A 25378-nucleotide genomic window follows, 5' to 3' on the forward strand; every position below is an offset into this window, starting at 1 on the left:
AGGCGCTTAGCGCAACAAGTCAGCCAAGGACGTACGCTCCCAGTCGCTGCGCCGCCACAGCGGCTGCAGGCTGTTGCTGCTGCACTGGGCAAGCAAGGCGTTGAGCAGCGGTGCTGCCGGCGTGTTCTCGGGGGCATGCAGCAACACCAGGCGCTGCGCGCCCGCCTCGTCGAGTCGGCCCAGCAGATCGAGCGTCAGCAGCGTGTCCAGAACGGGTTCCATCTGCAAAGGATCGACGCGCAGGCGTTTGGCCAGCGCCAGCGCGGACACGCCTCCTTCGCCTCGCGATTGGCTGCGCCATAGTTCGCGCAGACACTCAAGCGCCAGCTCAAGCTCGAAACCAGGCACCTCTGGCCGGTACAGCAGCCGGGACGCCAGCGCCGGCGCATTGGCCGCGAGCAAAGCCCCAAGCAGCACGATCACCCAGCCCAGGTAGAGCCAGATCAGGAAGATGGGCAAGGTGGCGAAGGCGCCGTATAGCGTCGAATAGGTGGGCACCTGCTTAACGTAGAGCGCCAGCAGGGTCTTGGCCAAGTTGAAGCCCAGTGCCACGAAGACCCCGCCCAGCAAGGCGTGGCGCCAGCGCACATGGGTGTTGGGCACGTAGTGGAACAAGCCGCCCACCGCTAGCGTCAGCACTAGCAACTCCAGCACGCTCAGCAGGCTACTGAGCCCGCCGGGCAGGCCGGTGACCCAACCTTTGCCGGCGGTGATGGCATAGCTGGTCAGCGTCAGGCTGGCACCCAGCAGCAAGGGCCCGAGCGTCAGTGCCGCCCAGTACACCAACACCCGCTGCGCAAACGGGCGTGGCCGCTGGACGCGCCAGATGCGGTTCAGCGTGCGGTCGATGGTCAGCATCACCATCAGCGCGGTGACACCCAGTACCACCAGACCAACCAGCCCCAAGCGGTTGGCCTTGGCGGCAAACTGGGTCAGTGCCGCCAGCACGGGGCGCGCGATATTGGTCGGGATCAGACTCTGGAGGAAGTACTTCTCCAGCGCCTGCTGGAAGGACGAGAAAATCGGGAAAGCGGTGAACAAGGCCAGCATCACTGTGATCAGCGGCACCAGCGATATCAGTGTGGTGAAGGTCAGACTGCCGGCGGTCTGGCCGAGCCGTTCCTCGCGAAAGCGCAGGCGCAGCATCTGGAAGCTGGCGACCCAGGGCCAGCGGATGAGTTCGCCGACCAGATCGATCGCGAAGCATCGTTGAAGCAGAGAGCGGGATGACATGGCTGGCTATGATGCCAGCCATGTCGACCTCCTCCGCAGAATCCGTTGCCTTGCGCACGCAGCCCAGTGCGCGCGAAGTTTTTTCCCGCAACCTGGCCCTGGTCTCGCTGCTGGCTTTGATCGTGTTGTGCCTGGCCTGGGAATTGTGGCTGGCCCCCACCGGCCGCGGCACCTTGGCCATCAAGGCCTTGCCCTTGGTGCTGCCGCTGCTGGGCCTGTGGCGCTACCGCATGTACACCTTTCGCTGGCTGAGTCTGCTGGTGTGGCTGTACTTCACCGAGGGCCTGGTTCGTGCCGCCAGCGACAGCGGGCTGTCCGCAGCACTGGCGGCGGGCGAGGTCGTGCTGAGCGTGCTGGTGTTCAGCGCCTGTGCCTGGCATGTGCGCCTGCGCCTGAGCGCCGCCAAGCAGGCTCGGGCTGAGCAAGCCCGGTCCAGCGCGGACGCCACGTGAGCACTTTGGCCCTGCTGCAGGCACTGCGCGCCGAACTGGGCGAAGCCCAGGTGCTCAGCGAGGGTGATCTGTCCGGCTATGAAGTGGACTGGCGCAAGCGATATCCCGGCCGTGCGCTGGCCGTGGTGCGCCCAGGCAGCACGGCCGAGGTGGCATGCGTGCTGCGCCTGTGCTCGGCCCATGGCATTGCCGTCGTGCCGCAAGGCGGCAATACCGGCTTGGTGGGCGGCGGTGTGCCGGATGCAAGCGGGCGCCAGATCCTGCTGAGCCTGCAGCGCCTGAACAAGGTGCGCGCCATCGACGCCGCCAATCTGACGATGACGGTGGAAGCTGGCTGTGTGCTGCAGGCGGTGCAGCAAGCCGCGGCGGCGCAAGGCTTGTTGTTCCCGCTCAGCCTGGCGGCCGAGGGCAGCTGCACCATCGGCGGCAATCTGGCCACCAATGCCGGCGGCACTGCGGTGCTGCGCTACGGCAATGCGCGCGATCTGTGCCTGGGGCTGGAAGTCGTGACCGCACAGGGCGAGGTGCTGCAGGGCTTGTCCGGCCTGCGCAAGGACAACACCGGCTACGACTTGCGCCATCTCTTTGTCGGCAGCGAGGGCACGCTGGGCGTGATCACCGCCGCCACGCTCAAGGTCTACCCGCAGCCGGCAGCCCGCATGACCGCCCTCGCGGCCTGTGACACGCTGGAGGCTGCCGTGGCCCTGCTCGGCCTGGCGCAGTCACGCGCCGGTTCCGGGCTCACCGGCTTCGAGCTGATGAATCGTTTCTCGCTCGATCTGGTGCGGCGCCATTTCGCCCAGCTGCGCCAGCCGCTGCCACCGTGCCCCTGGACCGTGCTGCTGGAGGTATCGGATACGGAGAGCGACGCGCATGCCCGCGGCGTCTTCGAAGGCCTGCTTGAGAGCGCCCTTGAGCGCGGCTTGATCAGCGATGCGGCCATCGCCGAGACCCTGGAGCAGTCGCATGCGATGTGGCATCTGCGCGAGTCCATTCCGCTGGCCCAGGCCGAGGAAGGCCTCAACATCAAGCACGACATCGCGCTGCCGATCTCGCTGATTCCGCAATTCGTGGCGCGCACCGATGCCGCGCTTGAGGCCGCCATCCCGGGCATCCGCATGGTCGACTTCGGCCACCTGGGCGATGGCAATCTGCACTACAACGTGCAAGCTCCCGAAGGGCTCGACGCCGCTGCCTTCCTGCGCGAGCATGAGCCGGCGGTCAACCGCATCGTGTTCGACGCGGTGCAAGTCCATGGCGGCTCGATCTCGGCCGAGCATGGCATCGGCCAGCTCAAGCGTGAGGAACTGGCCGAGCGCAAGGACCCGGTGGCGCTGGCGCTGATGCGCTCAATCAAGCAGGCACTGGACCCACAGGGCCTGCTCAATCCGGGCCGGCTTATCTGAAGGCGTAGCCGAAGGTCAGCAGGTTCAGCAAACGCTTGGGCCTGCTCAGCAGGCGCCAGACCAGGCGAATCAGCGTCAGCGCCAGCAGCGCTTCGATGAAGGTCATCAGGAAGGCCAGGCCGGTGTTCCAGCGCTCAGCCCGGCGCTTGAACTTCGCCACCATGCGGTCACGCGCAATCTCGATGCTGTCGTAGAAGCTGGGCACCATCAGCAAGGTCAGGAAGGTCGAGGTGATGGTGCCGCCGATGATGGCCACCGCCATCGGGCGGTAGAACTCGCCGCCCTCCCCCACGCCGATCGCGACCGGCAGCATGCCAGCGACCAGCGCGAAGGTGGTCATCAAGATGGGCCGGAAGCGCATGCGCCCGGCGTGCATCAGCGCTTCCTCGCGGTTGACGCCCTGGGCCTCCTCGGCCCGCGCCGCATCCAGCAGCAGGATCGCATTCTTGGCCACCAGGCCGGCCAGCATGATGATGCCGATGAAGCTCATCAGATTGAGCGTGCCGCCGGTCAGCAGTAGCGCCACCACCACGCCGATCAATGACAGAGGCAGCGAAAGCATCACGCCCAGCGGCGCGGTGAAGGAGCCGAACTGCATCACCAGGATCAAGTACATCAACGCGATGCCTGAGAACAACGCGATGCCCATCTCGCGGAACACCTCTTGCTGGTCGCGCGAGGCACCAGCCAGCTCCAGGCCGTAGCCAGGCGGGAACTTGATCGCCTTGGCCAGCTTCAGCGCGTCTTGCGTCACCTCGCCCGGTGAGCGGCCCTGCACATTGGCCGACACGGCAATCATGCGCTTGCCATCGGCATGCTGGATGCGTGACGGCCCCTTGCCCATCTTGATCTCTGCAATCTGTTCCAGCGGCACCATCATGCCGCTGCCGGCCACGGTGATCGGCAGGCGTTCGATATTGCTGGCGTCCACCCGGTCCTGCGGGTGCAGGCGCACCGCCACATCTCGCGTCTCGCCGGTGGGGTCGACCCAGTCACCGACCTCGACGCCGGCAAACGCAACGCGCAGCGCGCCGGCCGCGTCAGCAACCGAAATGCCCATGGCGTTGGCGAGACCGCGGTTCAGTTCGATCTGCAGTTCCATCTGCGGGTCCTGCTCGGACAGGCCGACGTCGACCGCGCCGGGCACCTGGCGCAGCTTGTCCATGAACTCGTTGGTGATTTCGAGCAGCTTGCGCGAATCAGCACCCGAGAAGCGGATCTGCACCGGCTTCTGCGCGCCGTTGTTCAGGTCATCCAGCACCACGTATTCGGCACCCACCAGGCGCGAGACGCGCCCGCGCAGGTCCTTCGCCAACTCGGCCGCGCTGCGCTTGCGCTCGGTGCTCTTGCCGATGTCCACATAGATGCGGCCACCGCTGGGGTTGACGTTGGCGTTGGTGGCCTTGGTCTCCGGCATCTGACGGGCCAACGCGGCAGCCGCTTCCACTTTCAGCTTGGCATATTCAAGGCTGGAGCTCGCCGGCGTGCGCACCTCGACGGCAATCGTGCCTGCGTCGGACGCCGGCAGGAAGCTGGAGCCACCGAACTTGGCCTGCAGCACGATGGCCAGCACGAAGCTCAGCACCGCCAGCACGGCCATCCAGCGGCGGTGATGCAAGGCCCAGGCGATCACCTGGCCATAGCGGTCGGCCTGGTCGTCGAACCAGTCGTTGAAACGCTTCAGCAAGGCCGAGATGCCCTTCTTCGGCGCCTCATGATGGCCAGGAGGATCGCCCCAGTAGGCCGACAGCATCGGGTCAAGCGTGAAGGAGATGAACAGACTCACCAGCACCGAAGCCACCACCGTGAGCCCGAAGGGTCGGAACCATTCACCCGACACACCCGGCATGAAGGCCACCGGTACGAACACCGCGACGATGGCGAAGGTGGTGGCGGTGACGGCAAGGCCGATCTCGGCCGTGCCCTTGAGCGCCGCGGTGCGCCGGTCAGCGCCCATCTCCATGTGTCGCACGATGTTCTCACGCACCACGATGGCATCGTCGATCAGCACGCCGATGGCCAGCGACAGGCCCAGCAGGCTCATGAAGTTGAGCGTGAAGCCGCACAGCCAGACGGCGATGAAGGCGGCAATCACCGAGGTCGGCAGCGACAGCGCGGTGATCAGCGTCGAGCGCCAGGAGTTCAGGAACACATAGACCACAAAAACCGTCAGCCCAGCGCCGAACACCAGCGCGTGAATGACGTTGTAGAGGCTGTTCTCGGCATCCTTGCCGCCGTCCTGCGTGATCTCCAGTTGCGTGCCCTTGGGCAGCGTCTTGCCGATGTCGTCGACTGCCTTGCGAACCTGCTCGGCCACCGTCACCGTCGAGGCGTCACGTGCCCGGGTGACGGAAAGGCCGACGTTGGGCAGGCCATTGCGAATGGAGGCACTGGTGCGCTCGGCAAAGCCGTCCTGCACGCTGGCGACCTGGCCCAGCCGGATCAGCTCGTTGCCGCTGCGGCGCACCACGATCTGTTCGAACTCAGCCGGTGACTCCAGTCGACCGAGCAGACGAATGCTCTGGTCTTCCAGCGTGCCACGCACCTTGCCCACTGGCGCGGTGGTGTTCTGGGCTCGCAGTGCACCCACCACCTCGGTGACCGAGACGTTGTACTCGCGCAGTTTCTGCGCGTGCAGCAGCACCGACAGCTCTCGGCGCAGCGCGCCATTCACATTGACCGTGGCCACACCCGGGATCGCGCGGAAACGATCCGCCAGCTCATCCTCCGCCAAGCGAGAGATGTCAGCGTGGCTTTGCTGGGTCGACGACAGCGCCAGCTGCATGATGGGCTGGGCGGCCGGGTCGATGCGCTGCAGCACCGGCTCGCGCATTTCAAGCGGCAGCTTGTGGCGCACCGCGCCGATGGCGTTGCGCACCTCATCGGCTGCCTCGACCATGTTCTTGTCGAAGTTGAATATCAGCAGCAGCTGGGCATTGCCCTCACTGGCGGTGGCGCGCACCTCGGTGACGCCGGCGATGGTCTGCAGCGACTTCTCGATGCGGTTGACGATCTCGCGCTCGGTGGTCTCCGGCGAGGCGCCTGGGTAGGCGATATTGACCACCAGCAGCGGCTGCTCGACATCGGGGATCTGGTTGACGCGCAGCTTGGACAGGGCCAGCAGGCCCAGACACATCAGCGCGATGATCAGGACGATGGTCGCAACGGGTTTCTTGACACTGAAGTCGGACAAGAACATGGCTCAGCCCCCCTTTGCGGTGCCGGCCTTGGCCAACTCGGCAATCTGGCCATCGACAAGATTGCTGCCGGGATTGCGCAGCACCTGAGCGCCAGCCAGCAGGCCGTTGCGGATTGCATAGTGGCCGCGCCGCGCATCACGCTCGCCCAGCTGTACTTCGGTGCGCATGATCTTGCCATCCTTGAACTGCCAGACCTGGCTGCGCCCGTCCTTGGTTTGCACAGCGCTTTCTGGCACCGTTGGCAGGCGTCCGCTGCCATCGCCGGTCTGGATGCGCCCCTCGGCGTACAGGCCCGACACCGATGGCGCCTCACCCTCGATGGCGATCAGCACCTCAACCTGACGCGTCAGCGCGTTGGCCGAGGCATCGATGCGTTTGACACGGCCCTTGAACTCGGTGTCGGGATAACCGTTGACCTTGAAGGCAACGGCCTGACCGGCCTTGAGTTCCGGCAGGCGATCGGCCGAGACCCGACCTTCGAAGCGCAGGGTCTCGGGCGCGATCACCTTGACCAGCTCCTTGCCCATCTGCGCTGTATCGCCGGCCGAGACCTTGCGCTCGCTGACCACGCCATCGAAGGGCGCGCGCACCTCAGTGCGGGTCAGCTGCTGGCGGGCCGAGGCCACGCGGGCACGTGCCGCCACTAGATCGCTTTGCGCATTGTTGCGGCGGACTTCGGCGTCTTCCATCGCCTGCAGCGAGCTCATGCCCTGGGCCTGCAGCGTCTTGAGGCGCTGGTGCTGGCGCTCGGCCTGCTCGAAGCTCTGGCCGGAGGCGCGGGCTGCTTCTTCGGCCGAGGCCAGGCTGTCGCGGATCGATGTGTCGTCCAGGCGCACCAGCAGATCACCGCGCCGCACGCGCTCGCCGTTTTCCTTCAGCACCGCGAGCACCAGCGCTGACACCTCGGCGCGAAGGTCGGCGCGCTTCTCGGGCAGCAGGCTGCCGGTGACCACAGGGCCGCTGGCCTGATTGCCACCGTCAAGGGTGTGCAGGTCTTCAGCGGACAGCAGCAACGCCTTTGCTGATTGGCTCGTTGCGGTGGTGGTGGTGGGGCTGGATGCCGGGGCCTTGGCCGACGCGGCCTGAGCCGCAGCATCAGCCTTGTTGTCTTCTGGCTTGCCACAGGCAACGAGGGCTGTGGCGAGGGCCAGCAGGCTGGCATGGGCGAGAAGGCTGTGACGCATCATTCCTTGGTCTCCGGCGGTGAGAGGCGCAGTCGCCTCTTCTGAAGCGGCGCATCTTGCCACGCGTCGATTCCGCCAATGCATCGATGTGCGACGAACGCAAGGCCTGCGTTCGTGAACTGCGGCATCAGCGGATGAGTTGCCCGCGCACCCCTGCTTTGCTATTGCAGCTCTCGCTTGTCGATCAACGGCAAGGCGAGCAGCTCGATGCCCTCCTCCTGCAGCGCATGGGCCTCCTTCACCGAGGTTTGTCCGCGGATACCGCGCGCCTCTGTCTCGCCGTAGTGGATGCGCCGCGCTTCTTCGGCGAAGCGTTGACCGACATCTTCGGTTTGCGCGAGGACCTGGGCAAGCGCGCGTGCGGCCAAGGCCTGCAGTTGCTGGTGCAGCGGATCTGCTTCGGCCGGGGTGCGCTCGATCGCGGTGCCGGCGGGCGCCGTCACAGCAGAAGTGTCTGATGCTGTTTCGGGCCGGGCGTCGCGCAGATGCGAGACGTTCAAGCGAGGCGCGCTTGGCAGACGCTGGACCTGGTCATGGCCGCAAACCGGGCACGTCAGCAGCTTTCGTTGCTGCTGGGTCTCGTAGTCTGCGGAAGATCCGAACCAGCCTTCGAAGCGATGGCCGGCCGTGCATCCCAGGTTGAGGACGATCATGGGGCGATGATAGGTCGCATACCGCTCAGGCGATCTGCTGCCAGTCCAATGCCCATGCGCCCGACTGCCAACGCTGCAGCCACAGCAAGCCGATCAGCGTCTTGGCGTCCGTCAGCTGACCACCCGCAGCCAAGGCATCCAGCTCTTCAGTGCTGTGGAACACGACGTCAAGGAACTCACCATCGTCAAGCTGGCGTGTCCCGGCGCGCAAGCCCCGCGCGAAGAAGATCTCGATGCCCTCGTCCGAATAGGCGATGGCGTTGTGCAGCACGCCGGCGTGGGCCCAGCTTGTGGCGGTGTAGCCGGTTTCCTCGGCCAATTCGCGTCGGGCGCAGTCCAGCGCGGATTCGGCAGGATCCAGCTTGCCTGCCGGAAACTCAAGCATCACGCGCTGCATGGGGTAGCGGAACTGCCGCTCCATCACCAGACGACCATCATCCAGAAGCGGCACGATCATTACCGCACCGGGGTGGACGATGTACTCGCGCGAGGCATGCTTGCCGTTCGGCAGCAGCACGCTGTCGCGGCGAACGTTCAGGAAATGACCTTGGTAAACCAGGCTCGTGTCGGCTTGTCGCTCTTGGAGACGCGCAAGTTCGGCTGGATCACTGTCCTCGCCTTCAGTCCTCATGGCGCCCGCGGCGCAGGTAGCGCCAGACGAAGCCTGGGAAGCCCAGCGTGACGAACAGGCACAGCGCGGCCGCATAGAACTCCCAGCGCTGCGGGTGGCGCTGGCCGACGTGGGATTCAAACAGCATGCCGGCCGAAAGGCTGAGCGCTGCAAGCAGGCACAGCTCAAGCGCACGCCAAGCAAACGGCTTGTCCTTGAGATAAGGGCCAACCAGCAGAATGCGGTTGCTGAGATACGGTAGGTTGGCTGCCAGCAGCATCAGCGCGAGCAGCAGCCAGACCAGGGCGCTCTGGTTCATATCAGTTTGCCGACTGTGCGGTTCAGTGGCCCAAGGCCATGATGGCCTGGGCACAGAGGGCCATCAAACCGCCGGGCAGCAGGCCGAAGATCAGCACGGCAGCGCCGTTGATCGAGAGCACAGCGCGCATGTCCGCTGGAGCGCGGAGCTCGGCAGTATCCGTCGGCGCATCAAAGAACATCGTCTTGATGACACGCAGGTAGTAGTAGGCACCGATCAAGGACATCACCACCGCCGCAATCGCCATGCCGATGTACAGGCTCTGCCCCGTGGCAACCAGGGCCTGCAGCACGGACAGCTTGGCATAGAAGCCCGCGGTAGGCGGGATGCCGGCCAGCGACAGCATGAACAAGGTCATCAGCGCTGCATACCAGGGACTGCGCTTGGCCAGACCGGCGAGGTCTGCAATCTCCTCAGCCTCATGGCCTTGGCGGGAAAGCAGCAAGATGATGCCGAAGCTACCCAACGTCGTCATCACGTAGACGACCAAGTAGAACATCGCTGAGCTGTAGGCATTGGTGGCCGGCAGCGAGCTGCCCCCGATCACGCCAGCGGCCATGGCCAGCAGCATGAAGCCCATCTGCGCGATGGTCGAGTAGGCCAGCATGCGCTTAAGGTTGGTCTGTGCGATGGCGGCCAGGTTGCCTGTCACCAGCGACACCACGGACAGCACCAGCAGCATCTGCTGCCAGTCGAAGGCCAAAGGCATCATGCCTTCCACCAGCAGGCGCATGGTGATGGCAAATGCAGCCAGCTTCGGGGCCGCACCGATCAGCAGCGTCACGGCGGTCGGGGCGCCTTGGTAGACATCGGGCACCCACATGTGGAATGGTGCTGCGCCGAGCTTGAAGGCTAGGCCGGCGACGATGAAGACGACGCCGAAGACCAATACCGACTTGTTCGGTGCGCCGCTGGTCACGACCTGCAAGACCTCAGGAATCGACAGCGAGCCGGTGGCGCCATACATCATCGACAAGCCATAGAGCAGGAAGCCGCTGGCCAGCGCGCCGAGCACGAAGTACTTCATCGCCGCTTCGGTCGAGATCACATGGTCCCGACGCAGTGCTACCAGAGCGTAGAGCGACAGGCTCATCAACTCCAACCCGAGGTAGATCACCAGGAAGTTGGAGGCTTGCAGCATCACGCAGATACCGAGCAAGGAGAACAAGCTGAGGGTGAAGAGCTCCCCTTTCAGGATGTCCCGCTCGGCCGCATAGGGACGGGCATAGACCAGGGTCACCAGCGTTGCAAGGCAGGCGAAGAAGGCCAGCAGGTGGCCCATCGGGTCGGCGACCACCATGCCTTGCATCGCGATCTGGGTTTCACCAGCGTTGAAGTAACTCAGGTGCATGGCGCCCACGACCACCAGGGTCAGCTGGGTCAGCCAGTAGGTTGGGCGGCGTTGCGGGTCAGTGACCCACAGATCGACCAGAGCGACCACGCAGGCCATGGTCAGCAGAATGATTTCGGGATAAACCGCGAGCCAGTTGAAGGAGTTCATTTTCGGTCAGGCCCTCAGTTCAGTTTGCTGGTGGCCACATGCTTGAGCAGCTCGGTGACCGAGACCTGCATCACATCTGTGAACGGTTTGGGGTACACGCCCATCCAGATCACGGCAACGGCCAGCACGGCCAGCATGGTGAATTCGCGGGCGTTGATGTCCTTGAGTTCACGCACATGGTCGTTGGTGATCGCGCCAAAGTAGACGCGCTTGTACATCCACAGCGTGTAGGCAGCGCCGAAGATCAGTGCCGTAGCTGCGATCGCGCCCAGCCAGAAGTTGTACTTCACCGTGCCGAGGATCACCATCCACTCGCCGACGAAACCAGCGGTCGCCGGCAGGCCGCAATTAGCCATGGCGAACAGCAGCGCGAAGGCGGCAAACTTGGGCATCGTGTTGACGACACCGCCATAGGCGGCGATCTCGCGGCTGTGCACCCGGTCGTACAGCACGCCGATGCACAGAAACATGGCGCCGGAGACGAAACCGTGCGAGATCATCTGCACCAGCGCGCCAGCCACCCCCAGTTCGTTGAAGATGAAGAAGCCCAGCGTAACGAAGCCCATATGCGCGATCGACGAATAGGCGACCAGCTTCTTCATGTCCTGCTGCACCAGGGCCACCAGACCAATATAGACCACGGCGATCAACGACAGCGTGATCATGAGCCAGTCAAACTCGCGGGCAGCATCCGGGGCGATCGGCATCGAGAAACGCAGGAAGCCGTAGGCGCCCAGCTTCAGCATGATGGCGGCCAGCACCACCGAGCCGCCGGTGGGCGCCTCGACGTGGGCATCCGGAAGCCAGGTGTGCACCGGCCACATCGGCACTTTCACAGAGAAGGCAGCAAAGAAGGCAAAGAACAGCAGGGTCTGCGCGTTCAATGGCAGCGGCAGCTTGTGCCAGGTCTGGATGTCGAAGCTGCCACCGGACTTGACGTACAGGTACAGCAAGGCAATCAGCATCAGCAGCGAACCGGCCAGCGTGTAGAGGAAGAACTTGAACGCGGCATAGACGCGACGAGGCCCACCCCAGACGCCGATGATGATGTACATCGGAATCAGCGTCGCCTCGAAGAACACATAGAACAGCATGCCGTCCAGTGCCGAGAACACGCCGACCATCAGGCCGGACAGGATCAGGAAGGCGCCCATGTACTGATGGACGCGATCCTCGATCACCTCCCAGGCCGCGACCACGACGATCACGGTGATGAAGGCGGTCAGCGGCACGAACCACATCGAGATGCCGTCCACGCCGAGGTGGTAGTGGATGTTGAAGCGCTCGATCCACAGCAGCTTCTCGCTGAACTGCATGGCAGCGCTCGAGGTGTCGAATCCACTGATGAGCGGCAGCGTCACCGCGAAGCTCGCCAGAGCGGCAATCAAAGCCATCCAGCGCACATTGTTGGCCTGGTTGTCACGCCCATAAGCCAGCAGCACCAAGCCGCTGACGATGGGCAACCAGATAGCAAGACTAAGCAATCCCATTCTTGTTCTCCGCCCTGATCAAAGACCTGCCAAGGCCTTGAATTGGGGCCATATGTAGGGCCACAGCTGCCAGCTCATCAGGCCGATCACGCCAAGAATCATCACCAGCGCGTACCAATAGAGGTGGCCGGTCTGGACGCGGCGCACGATGCCGGCAATGCCGCCGACCATGCGCGCCGAGCCGTTGACGATCACGCCGTCGATGATGGCCTGATCGCCACCCTTCCAGAGGCCGGTTCCGAGACCGCGCGCGGCACGCGCCAGGATGTTCTCGTTGATCCAGTCCATGAAGTACTTGTTCTCCATGACCACGACCAGCGGGCGAAGGACCCTGCCCAGCGTGGCCGGGATGGCGGGAGCGATGATGTAGAACACATAGGCGGTCACGACACCGCCCAGCGCCAGCCAGAACGGGAGCGTCTGCAGACCATGCAAGGCCATCGCGCCAGCGCCATGGAAATGCTCGGTCAGGTACTTCATCGCCTGATGGATGTCGTGGTTGACGAAGATCGCGTCCTTGAACAGATCGCCGAACAGCATCGGCTGAATCGCCATGAAACCGATCACCACCGACGGGATGGCCAGCAGGATGAGCGGTGCGGTGACCACCCAGGGCGACTCATGCGGCTCATGGTGTTCACCATGGTCGTCGTGGTGGTCATGCTCGCCCGGGAACGGCTTGTGATGGAAGTTTTCCTTGCCGTGGAAGACCAGGAAATACATGCGGAAGGAGTAGAACGCAGTCACGAACACGCCGGCAACGACGGCGAAGTAGGCGAAGCTGGCGGCAGGCAGATTGCTGGCGCCGACGGCCAGAATGATCGAGTCCTTCGAGAAGAAACCCGAGAACAGCGGCGTGCCGATCAGCGCCAGCGAGCCCAGCAACGAGGTGATCCAGGTGATGGGCATGTACTTGCGCAGGCCGCCCATGTTGCGGATGTCCTGATCATGGTGCATGCCAATGATCACCGAGCCGGCGCCGAGGAACAGCAGGGCCTTGAAGAAGGCGTGCGTCATCAGATGGAACACGGCCACCGAGTAGGCTGAGACGCCCAGCGCCACTGTCATATAGCCCAGTTGCGACAGCGTCGAATAGGCCACCACGCGCTTGATGTCGTTCTGGATGATGCCCAGGAAGCCCATGAACAGCGCAGTGATCGCGCCGATCACCAGCACGAAGTTCAGTGCGGTGTCCGACAGCTCGAACAGCGGGCTGAAGCGCGCGACCATGAAGATGCCGGCCGTCACCATAGTTGCCGCGTGGATCAGTGCGGAGATCGGCGTAGGGCCTTCCATCGAGTCGGGCAGCCAGACATGCAGGGGGAACTGCGCGCTCTTGCCCATCGCGCCGATGAACAGGCAGATGCACGCCACTGTCAGCATCATCCAGTCGCTGCCCCACAGCGGCATGTTGAATTTGATCTGCGAGAGTTCGCCCGCCTTGGCAAAGGTCTCGGTGTAGTTCAGCGAACCGCCGTAGGCTACCAGCAGACCGATGCCGAGGATGAAGCCGAAGTCACCCACCCGGTTGACCAGGAAGGCCTTCATATTGGCGAAGATGGCTGTCGGCTTGGTGTACCAGAAGCCGATCAGCAGATAAGACACCAGGCCCACCGCTTCCCAACCGAAGAACAGCTGCAGCATGTTGTTGCTCATCACGAGCATCAACATCGAGAAGGTGAACAGCGAGATGTAGCTGAAGAAGCGCTGGTAGCCCGGATCTTCTTCCATGTAGCCGATGGTGTAGATGTGGACCATCAGCGACACAAAGGTCACCACGCACATCATCATCGCGCTTAGGCCGTCGACCAGGAACCCGATCTCCATCTTCAGGCCGCCGATGACCATCCACTCATAGAGCGTCTGGTTGAAGCGTGCGCCGTCGATGGCGACCGACTTCAGCGTCATTGCCGAGATGATGAAGGCGATCAGCACGCCCAGGATCGTGACCCAGTGCGTCAGGCGGCGGCCGATCAGGTTGCCGAAGAAACCGGCGACGATGGCACCAACCAGCGGCGCCATCGGCACCGCCAGCAGCATGTTCTGTGAGAGTGTTGCGGACATGTTCTGCTTAGCCCTTCAAGGCGTCCAGTTCTTCCACATTGATGCTGGCGCGGTTGCGGAACACGACCACCAGAATCGCCAGACCGATGGCCGACTCAGCGGCTGCCACGGTGAGGATGAAGAAGACGAAGACCTGTCCCGCCATATCGCCCAGATAGTGCGAGAAGGCCACGAAGTTCAGGTTGACCGCCAGCAGCATCAGCTCGATAGCCATCAGCAGCACGATCAGGTTCTTGCGGTTCAGGAAGATGCCGATCACCGACAGCGCAAACAAGATTGCGCCCAGCGTCAGGAAATGCCCGAGAGTCAATCCGGCCATCAGACGCCTCCGTTGCTGTTGTTGTCGGCCGCCGGCGCTTCGACCGTCGGCTTGACCTTGATGATGCGCAGGCGGTCCGCCTTGGTGACCTTCACCTGTTCGGCAGGGTTCTGGTAGCGCGAGTCCTTGCGTTGACGCAGCGTGAGCGCAATCGCAGCGATGATGGCCACCAGCAGCAGTACGGCAGCGATCTGCAGCGGGTACAGGTAGTGGGTGTAGATCTCGATGCCCAGGAGCTTGGTGTTCCCCATCTTCGCGGCGGCCGGGCTCAGTTCAGGCACGTTGCTGACGCGGAATCCGCTCATCAGGATGGCGGCCATCTCCAGTGCGATCAGGGCACCGACGAATCCGGCGAGCGGCAGATGCTTGTAGAAGCCCTCGCGCACCCGGTCAGAGCCGATGTCCAGCATCATCACGACGAAGAGGAACAGCACCATCACGGCGCCGATGTAGACGAGCACCAGCGTGATAGCCAGGAATTCGGCCTTCAGCAGCATCCAGATGCAGGACGCACTGAAGAAAGCCAGAATCAGGAACAGGGCCGAGTGGACGGTGCTGCGCGCAGTGATCACGCGAAACGATGCCCCCAAGAGAACAGCCGAGAAAAAGTAGAAGAGCGCGGTGATGGTGTCCATGCGATTCCCGCAGGTACTGCTCAAGCTTGCGTCCTGCGGCTAGGCAGGACGCGCAGGCTTCAGCGGTACTTGGCGTCGGCCTCCTTGCTGGCAGCGATTTCTGGTTCGAAGCGATCCCCGACAGCCAGCAGCATCTCCTTGGTGAAGTAGAGGTCGCCGCGCTTTTCGCCGTGGTATTCGAAGATATTGGTCTCGACGATCGAGTCCACCGGGCAGCTTTCTTCGCAGAAGCCGCAGAAGATGCACTTGGTCAGGTCGATGTCATAGCGGGTGGTGCGACGCGATCCGTCGGCTCGCACATCGCTTTCGATGGTGATCGCCATCGCGGGGCAGACGGCTTCGCACAGCTTGCAGGCGATGCAGCGCTCTTCCCCGTTTTCATAACGGCGCAGTGCATGCAGGCCGCGGAAGCGCGGCGACAGCGGCGTCTTCTCTTCCGGGAACTGCACCGTGATGTTGCGCGACAGGAAATGGCGGCCGGTCAGGGCCATGCCCTTGAACAGCTCGGTGAGCATGAAGCTCTTGACGAAATGGCTGAAGGAGCTCATTGCAGCAGACTCACTTCCAGATATTGAACGGAGACTGGATCCACAGGCCGACGACGACCAGCCAGATCAGAGTGACCGGAATGAAGATCTTCCAGCCCAGACGCATGATCTGGTCGTAGCGGAAGCGCGGGAATGTGGCGCGAACCCAGAGGAACATCGTCACGACAAAGAAGGTCTTGCCGAACAGCCAGGCCCAGTTCCAGAACGCCATCGTGTTCTGGATGAAGCTCGGAGTCTCCATGCCGAACAGGCTGAACGAGATCGGTGCCGACCAGCCACCCAGGAACAGGATCACCGCCAGTGCAGAGACCAGGATCATGTTGGCGTACTCGGCCAGGAAGAACATCGCGAACGACATGCCCGAGTACTCGATCATGTGGCCAGCCACGATTTCGGATTCGCCTTCCACCACGTCAAACGGGTGACGGTTGGTCTCGGCCAGGCCGGAGATGAAGTAGACGACGAAGATGGGCAGCAGCGGCAGCCAATTCCACGAAAGGAAGGTCAGGCCCATGTCGGCGAACATGCCCTGGGTCTGCAGCACGACGATGTCCGTCATGTACATGCTGCCTGACACCATCAGCACGACCACCAGGCAGAAGCCCATTGCGATCTCGTAGGACACCATCTGCGCCGAGGCACGCAGCGCGCCGAGGAAGGCGTACTTCGAGTTCGAGGCCCAGCCGGCGATGATGACGCCATAGACCTCCAGCGAGGTGATGGCCATCAGGAACAGCAGGCCGGCGTTCACGTTGGCGACCGCTGCGTCTGGGCCGAACGGGATCACCGCCCACGCTGCCAGCGCCGGCATGATGGTCATGATTGGGCCGAGGAAGAACAGGCCCTTGCTGGCCGCTGTCGGGACGATGATCTCCTTGAAGATCAGCTTCACGGCGTCAGCAATTGGGGTCAGCAGGCCGTAGGGACCGACACGGTTCGGGCCTGGTCGGATCTGTGACCAGCCAATCGCCTTGCGCTCCCACAGGGTCAGGTAGGCAACGCAGAGCATCAGCGGCGCAACCACCGCGATGATCTTGATCAGGCTCCAGACCACAGGCCAGAAACCGCCCAGCAGTGCACTGCCGGATTGGTAGAGGGTTTCGATCATGGGGGTGTTCCTCGCCTCAGGCCTTGGTGACGCTCAAGGCGCCGAACATCGGGCCGAGGGCTGCTGTTTCGGGCAGGCCCGCCGGGACGCGCACGACCTGGTCGGGCAGGTCGGCTTCGAGCTGAGCGAAGAGCTCGGCGCTGCCTGCTCCTTCCTGGCTGATGCGGACGCGGCCACCGGGTTGCAGGCCCAGCTGGTTCCACAAGGCCGAGGACACGCCGGCGACGGCCGACTGCTTGGCGTCGATGGTGAGCTGCAGCGAGCTCGCATGGCGCACCAAGGCATCCGTGGCGTAGATCGGCACAGGGCTCAGGCGCTGCAGGCCTGAAGCGGCGCCCGCGATTGCCGGGACAGCCGAAGTGGCGTTCGACAAACGTGCGGCCAGGGCCGCGGTATCGACGCCCAAGGCTTCGTTGCGGACTTGCTCAGAGCTTTCTTGCGCGAAGGAGGACAGCCCAAGCAGGTTGCCCAGCACGCGCAGGATCTTCCAGCCGGGGCGGGTTTCGCCTTGCGGCTTCACCACGCCGACGAAACTCTGGGCGCGGCCTTCAGCGTTGACGAAGGTGCCAGAGGATTCAGTGAACGGTGCCGTCGGCAGCAGTACATCAGCGTAGTCGAGTCCGCTCTTGAACGGGCTCATGACGACGACCATCTCGGCCGTTGCCAGCGCCTTGCTTGCGGCGGCTGGATTGGCGCCGTCCATAACCGGATCGACGTTCAGCAGCAGCAGGGCTTTCAAGCCGGCATCGCCGAGCATCTGGCCGGCATTCAAGCCGCCCTGCCCTGGCAAGGCATTCACCAACTGCGCGCCGACCGAGTTGGCCGCGTCCGTGAGGTAACCGACGCTGGCACCCGTCTGGGCGCCGATCCAGTTCGCCAAGGCCAGCAGGCTTGCGGCTTGCGGATGCTGGGCAGCGGCGTTGCCCAGCAGAATGGCTTTTTGCTGACCCGACAAGAGCGCATCGGCGATGGCTTGGGCCGCTTCGTCGGCCTGGCCAGCTACCGGGGCGCTCACGCCAGTGGCGGCGGCAATCGCCGTGGCCACGTCAGCCAGTGCCTGTGCCCAATCCGACGGAGCGGCGGTCAGACGCGCAGAAACCGGCATCAGCCAATCCTCCGCGGCGGCGTTGATGCTCAGGATCTGTGCGCCATGGCGGGCAGCCTGGCGCAGGCGCTGCGCGAACAGCGGGTGGTCCTTTCGGAGGAAGGATCCGACCACCAGTGCGCGGTCGAGGCTCGACAGCGACTCGATCGAGGTGCCCAGCCACTGAGCCTTGCCGTCAGCCGCGCGGTTGCTGAAGTCGGCATGGCGCAGGCGGTAGTCGATGTTCTCGCTGCCAAGGCCGCGAACCAGTTGCTTCAGCAGATGCAGTTCTTCTACCGTGCTGTGGGCTGAGCCCAGCGCGCCGATGGCCGACGCGCCGTGATCGTTCTTGATCTGCTTCAGCCCGTTTGCGACGTACTCAAGCGCGGTGGTCCAGTCGACCGTCTTCCATGCGCCGCCCTGCTTGATCATGGGCTGTGTGAGACGCGCATCGCTGTTCAGCGCCTCATAGGAGAAGCGGTCGCGGTCGGCGATCCAGCATTCGTTGACGGCTTCGTTCTCGAGCGGAACCACGCGCATCACCTGGTTGCCCTTGACCTGCACGATCAGGTTGGCACCGGTGGAGTCATGTGGGCTGACGCTCTTGCGACGTGCCAGTTCCCAGGTGCGGGCGCTGTAGCGGAAGGGCTTGCTTGTCAGTGCGCCGACCGGGCAGATGTCGATCATATTGCCCGACAACTCGGAGTTAACCGTGCGGCCGACAAAAGTCTGAATCTCGCTGTGCTCGCCGCGGTGGGCCATGCCCAGCTCCATCTGACCGGCAATCTCCTGGCCGAAACGGACGCAACGCGTGCAATGGATGCAGCGGCTCATTTCTTCCATGGAAACCAGCGGGCCGATGTTCTTGTGGAACACCACGCGTTTCTCTTCGCTGTAGCGCGACTGGCTGCCGCCGTAGCCCACGGCCAGATCCTGCAACTGGCACTCGCCGCCCTGGTCGCAGATCGGGCAATCCAGCGGGTGGTTGATCAGTAGGAACTCCATCACGCCTTGCTGGGCCTTGATGGCTTTATCGCTCTTGGTGCGCACGATCATGCCTTGCGTCACCGGAGTCGCGCATGCCGGCATCGGCTTGGGCGCCTTCTCCACGTCCACCAGGCACATGCGGCAGTTGGCGGCGATGGAGAGCTTCTTGTGATAGCAGAAGTGCGGGATGTAGGTTCCGGCCTTTTCGGCGGCATGCATGACCATGCTGCCTTCCAGAACCTCAATCTTCTTGCCGTCGAGTTCGATTTCAACCATAGCTTGTCCTGGCTTCAGTCCTGCTCTGCCGATTAGGCCGCCACCAGGGCCGTCTTGTGTTCGATGTAGTGCACGAACTCGTGCTTGAAGTGCTTGATCATCGCGCGCACCGGCATCGCAGCCGCGTCACCCAAGGCGCAGATTGTGCGGCCCTGGATGTTGTCGGCCACCGAATTCAGCAGGTCGATGTCCTCGGAGCGACCCTGGCCGTTAGCGATGCGTTCGATCACCCGGTGCATCCAGCCCGTACCCTCGCGGCAGGGCGTGCACTGGCCGCAGGACTCGTGGGCGTAGAAATAGGACAGGCGCAGCAGACTCTTGACCATGTCGCGCGAGTCGTCCATCACGATGACGGCACCCGAACCCAGCATGGAGCCAGCCTTGGCGATGGAGTCATAGTCCATCGTGCATTCCATCATCACGGCAGCAGGCAGCACGGGCGCAGAAGAGCCACCCGGGATCACGGCCTTCAGCTGGCGGCCCTTGCGGACACCGCCGGCCAACTCAAGCAGCTTGGCGAACGGTGTACCCAGCGGAACCTCGTAGTTGCCGGGACGCTCGACATCGCCTGACACCGAAAACAGCTTGGTGCCGCCGTTGTTGGGCTTGCCGATTTCCAGATAGGGCTGGCCGCCGTTGCGGATGATCCAGGGCACCGCCGCAAAGGTTTCGGTGTTGTTGATCGTCGTGGGCTTGCCGTACAGGCCGAAGCTGGCCGGGAACGGCGGCTTGAAGCGAGGCTGGCCTTTCTTGCCTTCGAGCGACTCCAGCAAGGCCGTTTCCTCGCCGCAGATGTAGGCGCCGAAACCATGGTGCGCATGCAACTGGAAGCTGAAGGTCGAGCCCAGGATGTTGTCGCCCAGCAGGCCAGCCGCCCGCGCCTCTTCCAGCGCGGCCTCGAAGCGTTCGTAGACCTCGAAGATCTCACCGTGGATGTAGTTGTAGCCCACCTTGATGCCCATCGCGAAGGCAGCAATTGCCATGCCTTCGATGACGATGTGGGGGTTGTACATCAGAATGTCGCGGTCCTTGCAGGTGCCTGGCTCGCCTTCGTCCGAGTTGCAGACCAGGTACTTCTGGCCTGGAAACTGGCGCGGCATGAAGCTCCACTTCAGGCCCGTCGGGAAGCCCGCACCGCCACGGCCACGCAGGCCGGAGGTCTTGACCTCAGCGATGACCTGATCGGCCGTCATGCCTTCGCCGCCGTCCTTGCCCAGGATCTTGCGCAGCGCGGCATAGCCGCCACGGGCTTCGTAGTCCTTTATGCCCCAGTTCTTGCCGTTAAGGTCGGCGCAGATCTGCGCGCCGATATGGCGGTCGTGGAAGCAGGTTTCTGCACCTGTTGCTTGAAACTTGGAAAGATCCAGCATGCTTTTGCCCTCAGTTCTTCTCAGCGGCGGCATGCGCCTTGAGCGTGGCCAGCAACTCGTCCAGCCGTTGCTCGCTCATGAAACTGCACATCTGGCGGTCGTTGACCAGCAGCACCGGCGCATCAGCGCAAGCTCCCAGGCATTCGCTCTTCTGCACAGTGAACAGCCCGTCAGCCGTCGTTCCACCCTGCTCCACGCCCAGCTTGTGGCAAAGGTGGTCCAGTGCACTCTGTCCATCCCGCAACTGGCAGGGCAGATTGGCACAGACGTTCAGCTTGAACTTGCCCAGCGGACGCTGGTTGTACATGTTGTAGAAGGTCGTGACCTCATACACCGCGATGGCCGGCATGCGCAGGTAGGCCGCAATCACGTCCTCGGCTTCGCGTGACACATGGCCTTGCTCCTGCTGCACGATCGTCAGGCAAGCCATCACGGCCGACTGTCGCTGTTCAGCCGGATACTTGGCAACTTCGCGGTCGAAGCGAGCGCGGGTGGCGTCGCTGAGTTGGTATGCGCTGCTCATCGGTCAATCTCGCCGAAAACAATGTCCATCGTGCCAATCACGGCCACCGCGTCGGCAATCATGTGGCCGCGCGACATCTCGTCGAGGGCCGCCAGATGGGAGAAGCCAGGGGCGCGGATCTTCAGGCGGTAAGGCTTGTTTGCGCCGTCGCTGACCATGTAGATGCCGAACTCGCCCTTGGGGTGCTCGACGGCTGCATAAGCCTCACCCTCTGGGACCCGGAAGCCTTCGGTGAAGAGCTTGAAGTGGTGGATCAGCTCTTCCATGTTTGACTTCATGCCCACACGCGAAGGCGGCGCCACCTTGTGGTTGTCGGTGATCACGGGGCCGGGGTTCTTGCGCAGCCAATCGACGCATTGCTGGATGATGCGATTGGACTGGCGCATTTCTTCGATCCGCACCACATAGCGGTCATAGGTATCCCCGTTCGTGCCGACGGGGATGTCGAAGTCCATCTGGCTGTAGACCTCATAGGGCTGGGTCTTGCGCAGGTCCCAGGGGATGCCGGTCGAGCGCAGCATGGCGCCCGTTAAGCCCAGATTCAGCGCTCGCTCCTGGGTCACGACACCAATGCCTACCGTGCGCTGCTTCCAGATACGGTTGTCAGTCAGCAGGGTTTCGTAGTCGTCAACGTTGGCGGGGAAACGCTTGCAGAAATCTTCGATGAAGTCCAGCAAGGTGCCCTGGCGGTTTTCGTTCAGGCGGGCAATCGCCTTGGCGTTCTTGATCTTGCTGACCTTGTACTGCGGCATGCTGTCCGGCAGGTCGCGATAGACGCCGCCGGGACGGAAATAGGCCGCATGCATGCGCGCGCCGGACACGGCCTCATACATGTCAAACAGATCCTCGCGCTCCCGGAAGGCGTAGATCAAGATGTTCATCGCACCGCAGTCGATGCCATGCGCGCCGAGCCACAACAGGTGGTTCAGCAATCGCGTGATCTCGGAGAACATCACGCGGATGTACTGCGCCCGCACAGGCACTTCGAGACCCAGAATCTTCTCGATCGCCAGGCAGTAGGCGTGCTCGTTGGACATCATCGACACGTAGTCGAGGCGGTCCATGTACGGCAGTGACTGGATGTAGGTCTTGCTCTCGGCCAGTTTCTCGGTGGCGCGGTGCAGAAGGCCAATGTGAGGGTCGGCGCGCTGGATGACTTCGCCATCGAGTTCAAGCACCAGGCGGAGCACACCGTGTGCTGCCGGGTGCTGAGGGCCAAAGTTCAGCGTGTAGTTCTTGATATCTGCCATGGATCAGGACTCCCGCTGGGCCGTCCCGAGGGAGGCTTGCGCCCCGACGGGGGGCAGCGAACGAAGTTGAGCGTGGAGGTCAATCATTTACAGACCGCCGTAGTTGTCTTCACGGATCACACGCGGCGTGATCTCACGCGGCTCGATGCTCACCGGTTGATAGATCACGCGCTTGGCGATGGCGTCGTAACGCATTTCCACATGCCCGGAGGTGGGGAAATCCTTGCGCATCGGATGACCGATGAAGCCGTAGTCCGTCAGGATGCGGCGCAGGTCTTCGTGGCCGACAAAGATGATGCCGAACAGGTCAAATGCCTCGCGCTCAAACCAGTTGGCGGCATTCCAGATCGGGTTGACCGATTCGATCTGCGGGAAATCGTCGTCAGCGCAAAACACTTTCAGACGGACGCGCCAGTTCTTGCTGACCGACAGCAAATGGACCACGACAGCAAAGCGCTGCCCTTCGTAGCCGCCATTGCCATACTCGCTGAAGTCCAGGCCACACAGGTCGATGAGTTGCTCGAACTGCAGGTCGGCATGGTCACGCAGAAGCTGCGCGACTTGTGCATAGTCCTGCGGGGTGACTTCGATCGTGATCTCGCCGAACTCTCGCTTGAGGCGCTGGATCTTGCCGCCGAGGGCCGCTTCCAGTGCTGCTTGCAGGGTATCAAGTTTGCTCATGGATGCAGGACCTCTCAGCGTGCGATCGTGTTTTCACGTCGGATCTTGGCCTGCAGCTGCAGGATGCCGTACAGCAGAGCCTCGGCGGTCGGCGGACAACCTGGCACGTAGACATCGACGGGAACGATGCGATCACAGCCGCGCACCACCGAATAGCTGTAGTGGTAATAGCCGCCGCCATTGGCGCAGGAGCCCATGCTCAAGACCCAACGCGGTTCGGCCATCTGGTCATACACCTTGCGCAGTGCCGGCGCCATCTTGTTGCACAAGGTGCCGGCCACGATCATCAAGTCAGACTGACGCGGACTTGGGCGAAACAGCATGCCGAATCGGTCGATGTCGTAGCGCGCCGCACCGGCATGCATCATCTCCACCGCGCAACATGCCAGGCCGAACGTCATCGGCCACAAGGATCCGGTCTTCGACCAGTTGATCAGCTTGTCCACCGAGGTGGTGACGAAGCCTTCTTTCAAAACGCCTTCGATGCCCATGGGGTGTACCTTCGGGTCAGCTCGTTATTCCCAGTCCAGGGCGCCTTTTTTCCACTCGTAGACAAAGCCCACGACCAGAATGCCCAGGAAAATCATCATCGCCCAGAAGCCGGTCGGCCCAATTTCCCGCAAGGCTACAGCCCAAGGGAACAGGAAGGCGATTTCCAGATCAAACAAAATGAAGAGAATGGCGACGAGGTAATAGCGCACGTCGAATTTCATGCGCGCATCCTCAAACGCCTCAAAGCCGCACTCGTAGGGTGAGTTCTTGGCTTGGTCGGGACGATTCGGGCCGAGGAGGTAGCCCAGAACCTGCGGCGCGATTCCGACGCCGGCACCGACCAGTATGAAGAGAATGACGGGCAGGTATTGTTCGAGATTCATGATCGCCGCTCTATATGCAGTGTCCGGCACGAGGCCAAACTGGAATCCACAAAAAGCAACGGGCGCGCCGCCAGCGAATCACTCCGCTTACGGACCGCGCCCGCCTTGTGCCCAGTAGCGGCACAGCCGCCACGACAGGGCGCTTCGACTGACATACTGCCGATCTCCACCTGCAGATACCGGCGAAACTGCCAGTCGATAAATACTTGGTGCCGACGGCGAGACTCGAACTCGCACAGCTTTCGCCACTACCCCCTCAAGATAGCGTGTCTACCAATTTCACCACGTCGGCATTGTTTGTTGCCGTCTGATTGCGTGAGGATTGCTGCTCAGACAGCCTCGAATTCTATACCGAAAAAACCCTGACCCAAGGCGATTTTCCCGTGAAAACTTTGTTTCGCCCCGGGTCCTGGGCACCTTCAGCCACGATCAGTTCGAGGCGGCGGGCGCAGCCGGCTGGGCCGCGACAGGCGCGGTCGCACCGGGGATCGCAGCAGCGCCAGACGCAGGCACGGAGACCGGCGCAGCTCGATCAAGGATGCTTTCCGCCTGTGGCGCGGTTGCGCGCGTGTTGGAAATATAAGCCAGCGCCAAGGTGCACACGAAGAACACCGTGGCACATACCGCCGTACTGCGCGACAGGAAGTTGGCGCTGCCGGTGGCGCCGAACAGGCTGCCAGACGCGCCGCTGCCGAAGGAAGCGCCCATATCAGCGCCCTTGCCGTGCTGCACCAGCACCAGAACGATCATCGTCAAGGCGCTCAAAAGCTGCAGGGCCAGCACCAGGTTCAGCAAGACTTGCATTTCTAGTTCTCCAGAAAACTCTTTGGGGGGCTCTTGCCCCCGGATTCAAACTTAGCCGGCTGCCCGGCAGATGGCCGAAAAATCAGCCGCTTTCAATGCTGCGCCACCAATCAACCCGCCATCGATGTCCGGCTGGGCGAACAACTCCGCGGCATTGTCAGGCTTGACGCTGCCGCCATAGAGCAGCCGCATCGAGCCCGCTTTCTGGGTTGCCGCCGACAGCAAGTTGCGCAGCACGGCGTGAACCGCTTGGGCTTGTGCAGGTGAGGCCGTCAGGCCCGTCCCAATCGCCCAGACCGGCTCGTAGGCCACGACAATCTCGCCGATGCAATGGGTCAATGTGTGGATCACGGCAGACAGCTGGCGTTTGACGACCAGCTCAGTCTGCCCTGCCTCACGCTCAGCCAAGGTTTCGCCGACACAGACAATCGGCGTTACACCATGTGCCAGTGCAGCCTTGGCTTTGTCTGCCACCAACTGATCGCTCTCGGCATGATAAGCGCGTCGCTCGGAGTGCCCGACGATGACATAGCGGCAGCCCACATCCGCCAGCATGACGGACGACACCTCGCCGGTGTAGGCGCCTTGCTCACGCGCCGAACAGTCCTGCGCACCAAAACTCACTTGCGATCCGGTCAGTGCAAGCGCTGTCTCGGTGATGTAGGGGAATGGCACGCAGACCGCCACCTCAGCACTCCACGGGCCGGCCTCTTTCAGGCCGCTCAGCAGCAGGGCATTGGCAGCACGGCTGCCATGCATCTTCCAGTTACCTACGACCAATTTCCTGCGCATTGCTCTTGTCTCCA

General features: G+C 62.9%; 24 protein-coding genes and 1 tRNA gene. 2 read left to right on the top strand and 23 right to left on the bottom strand.

The features are described from left to right. Positions 1-6 precede the first annotated feature (6 nt). Positions 7-1233 (bottom strand): YihY family inner membrane protein, encoded by a 1227-nt coding sequence (locus ACIQ67_RS02805; protein WP_397532834.1) that lies wholly within the window; start codon positions 1231-1233, stop codon positions 7-9. A gap of 20 nt (positions 1234-1253) precedes the next feature. Here ACIQ67_RS02805 and ACIQ67_RS02810 point away from each other — a divergent pair, with 20 nt between their 5' ends. Then, positions 1254-1685 carry a DUF2069 domain-containing protein gene (locus tag ACIQ67_RS02810; RefSeq protein ID WP_397532835.1) on the top strand — a complete coding sequence of 144 codons (432 nt, stop codon included), beginning with the start codon at positions 1254-1256 and terminating at the stop codon, positions 1683-1685. Positions 1686-1690: 5 nt separating this feature from the next. Beyond that, entirely contained in the window at positions 1691-3091 is a 1401-nt protein-coding gene (locus ACIQ67_RS02815; RefSeq protein ID WP_397532891.1) for an FAD-binding oxidoreductase, read from the top strand. Here the strand turns inward: ACIQ67_RS02815 and ACIQ67_RS02820 are convergent. The 22 genes from ACIQ67_RS02820 to tpiA form a co-directional block, all read right to left on the bottom strand. Further along, positions 3084-6290: an efflux RND transporter permease subunit gene (locus ACIQ67_RS02820; RefSeq protein ID WP_397532836.1), complete on the bottom strand. Its 3207-nt coding sequence runs from the start codon at positions 6288-6290 to the stop codon at positions 3084-3086. The genes ACIQ67_RS02815 and ACIQ67_RS02820 overlap by 8 nt on opposite strands. A 3-nt stretch (positions 6291-6293) precedes the next feature. Then, positions 6294-7475 (bottom strand): efflux RND transporter periplasmic adaptor subunit, encoded by a 1182-nt coding sequence (locus ACIQ67_RS02825; RefSeq protein ID WP_397532837.1) that lies wholly within the window; start codon positions 7473-7475, stop codon positions 6294-6296. 161 nt (positions 7476-7636) lie between these two features. Then, positions 7637-8128, bottom strand: coding sequence for a DUF1178 family protein (locus tag ACIQ67_RS02830; protein WP_397532838.1), 492 nt, complete (start codon positions 8126-8128; stop codon positions 7637-7639). A 25-nt stretch (positions 8129-8153) separates the two neighbouring features. Further along, the gene (locus tag ACIQ67_RS02835) at positions 8154-8759 is read right to left on the bottom strand and encodes an NUDIX domain-containing protein (protein WP_397532839.1); all 606 of its coding nucleotides are present in this window, start codon (positions 8757-8759) and stop codon (positions 8154-8156) included. Beyond that, positions 8749-9057 carry a DUF2818 family protein gene (locus ACIQ67_RS02840; RefSeq protein WP_397532840.1) on the bottom strand — a complete coding sequence of 103 codons (309 nt, stop codon included), beginning with the start codon at positions 9055-9057 and terminating at the stop codon, positions 8749-8751. The genes ACIQ67_RS02835 and ACIQ67_RS02840 overlap by 11 nt, the downstream gene beginning before the upstream one ends. Positions 9058-9079: 22 nt before the next feature. Beyond that, entirely contained in the window at positions 9080-10558 is a 1479-nt protein-coding gene (gene nuoN / locus ACIQ67_RS02845; protein ID WP_397532841.1) for an NADH-quinone oxidoreductase subunit NuoN, read from the bottom strand. A gap of 14 nt (positions 10559-10572) precedes the next feature. Continuing rightward, positions 10573-12048: an NADH-quinone oxidoreductase subunit M gene (locus tag ACIQ67_RS02850; RefSeq protein WP_397532842.1), complete on the bottom strand. Its 1476-nt coding sequence runs from the start codon at positions 12046-12048 to the stop codon at positions 10573-10575. 18 nt (positions 12049-12066) lie between these two features. Further along, the gene (gene nuoL, locus ACIQ67_RS02855) at positions 12067-14112 is read right to left on the bottom strand and encodes an NADH-quinone oxidoreductase subunit L (RefSeq protein WP_397532843.1); all 2046 of its coding nucleotides are present in this window, start codon (positions 14110-14112) and stop codon (positions 12067-12069) included. A 7-nt stretch (positions 14113-14119) separates the two neighbouring features. Continuing rightward, positions 14120-14431: an NADH-quinone oxidoreductase subunit NuoK gene (nuoK, locus tag ACIQ67_RS02860; protein WP_397532844.1), complete on the bottom strand. Its 312-nt coding sequence runs from the start codon at positions 14429-14431 to the stop codon at positions 14120-14122. Then, the gene (locus ACIQ67_RS02865; protein ID WP_397532845.1) at positions 14431-15066 is read right to left on the bottom strand and encodes an NADH-quinone oxidoreductase subunit J; all 636 of its coding nucleotides are present in this window, start codon (positions 15064-15066) and stop codon (positions 14431-14433) included. The genes nuoK and ACIQ67_RS02865 overlap by 1 nt, the downstream gene beginning before the upstream one ends. A 59-nt stretch (positions 15067-15125) precedes the next feature. Beyond that, entirely contained in the window at positions 15126-15614 is a 489-nt protein-coding gene (nuoI, locus tag ACIQ67_RS02870) for an NADH-quinone oxidoreductase subunit NuoI (protein ID WP_397532846.1), read from the bottom strand. Positions 15615-15624: 10 nt separating this feature from the next. After that, positions 15625-16722: an NADH-quinone oxidoreductase subunit NuoH gene (nuoH, locus tag ACIQ67_RS02875; RefSeq protein WP_397532847.1), complete on the bottom strand. Its 1098-nt coding sequence runs from the start codon at positions 16720-16722 to the stop codon at positions 15625-15627. A 16-nt stretch (positions 16723-16738) separates the two neighbouring features. Then, positions 16739-19069 (bottom strand): NADH-quinone oxidoreductase subunit NuoG, encoded by a 2331-nt coding sequence (nuoG, locus tag ACIQ67_RS02880; protein ID WP_397532848.1) that lies wholly within the window; start codon positions 19067-19069, stop codon positions 16739-16741. 32 nt (positions 19070-19101) lie between these two features. Beyond that, positions 19102-20439, bottom strand: coding sequence for an NADH-quinone oxidoreductase subunit NuoF (gene nuoF / locus ACIQ67_RS02885; RefSeq protein ID WP_397532849.1), 1338 nt, complete (start codon positions 20437-20439; stop codon positions 19102-19104). Positions 20440-20449: 10 nt separating this feature from the next. Further along, complete coding sequence (gene nuoE / locus ACIQ67_RS02890) at positions 20450-20962, bottom strand: NADH-quinone oxidoreductase subunit NuoE (RefSeq protein WP_397532850.1); 513 nt, start codon at positions 20960-20962, stop codon at positions 20450-20452. Then, positions 20959-22212, bottom strand: coding sequence for an NADH-quinone oxidoreductase subunit D (locus ACIQ67_RS02895; protein WP_397532851.1), 1254 nt, complete (start codon positions 22210-22212; stop codon positions 20959-20961). Before ACIQ67_RS02895 ends, nuoE begins: the two co-directional genes overlap by 4 nt. 87 nt (positions 22213-22299) lie before the next feature. Next, positions 22300-22893 carry an NADH-quinone oxidoreductase subunit C gene (locus ACIQ67_RS02900; RefSeq protein WP_397532852.1) on the bottom strand — a complete coding sequence of 198 codons (594 nt, stop codon included), beginning with the start codon at positions 22891-22893 and terminating at the stop codon, positions 22300-22302. 14 nt (positions 22894-22907) lie between these two features. Further along, entirely contained in the window at positions 22908-23384 is a 477-nt protein-coding gene (locus ACIQ67_RS02905; protein WP_046113908.1) for an NADH-quinone oxidoreductase subunit B family protein, read from the bottom strand. A gap of 24 nt (positions 23385-23408) precedes the next feature. After that, positions 23409-23768, bottom strand: a complete 360-nt coding sequence (locus tag ACIQ67_RS02910) for an NADH-quinone oxidoreductase subunit A (protein WP_397532853.1) — start codon at positions 23766-23768, stop codon at positions 23409-23411. A 207-nt stretch (positions 23769-23975) separates the two neighbouring features. After that, positions 23976-24060: transfer RNA gene (locus tag ACIQ67_RS02915), tRNA-Leu, on the bottom strand. A 137-nt stretch (positions 24061-24197) separates the two neighbouring features. Beyond that, positions 24198-24572 carry a preprotein translocase subunit SecG gene (secG, locus tag ACIQ67_RS02920; RefSeq protein ID WP_397532854.1) on the bottom strand — a complete coding sequence of 125 codons (375 nt, stop codon included), beginning with the start codon at positions 24570-24572 and terminating at the stop codon, positions 24198-24200. Between the two features lie 51 nt (positions 24573-24623). Next, positions 24624-25364: a triose-phosphate isomerase gene (tpiA, locus tag ACIQ67_RS02925; RefSeq protein ID WP_397532892.1), complete on the bottom strand. Its 741-nt coding sequence runs from the start codon at positions 25362-25364 to the stop codon at positions 24624-24626. Between the last annotated feature and the right edge of the window lie 14 nt (positions 25365-25378).

This window comes from Roseateles sp. (genome assembly GCF_044373315.1).
Classification (GTDB): domain Bacteria; phylum Pseudomonadota; class Gammaproteobacteria; order Burkholderiales; family Burkholderiaceae_C; genus JACDQM01.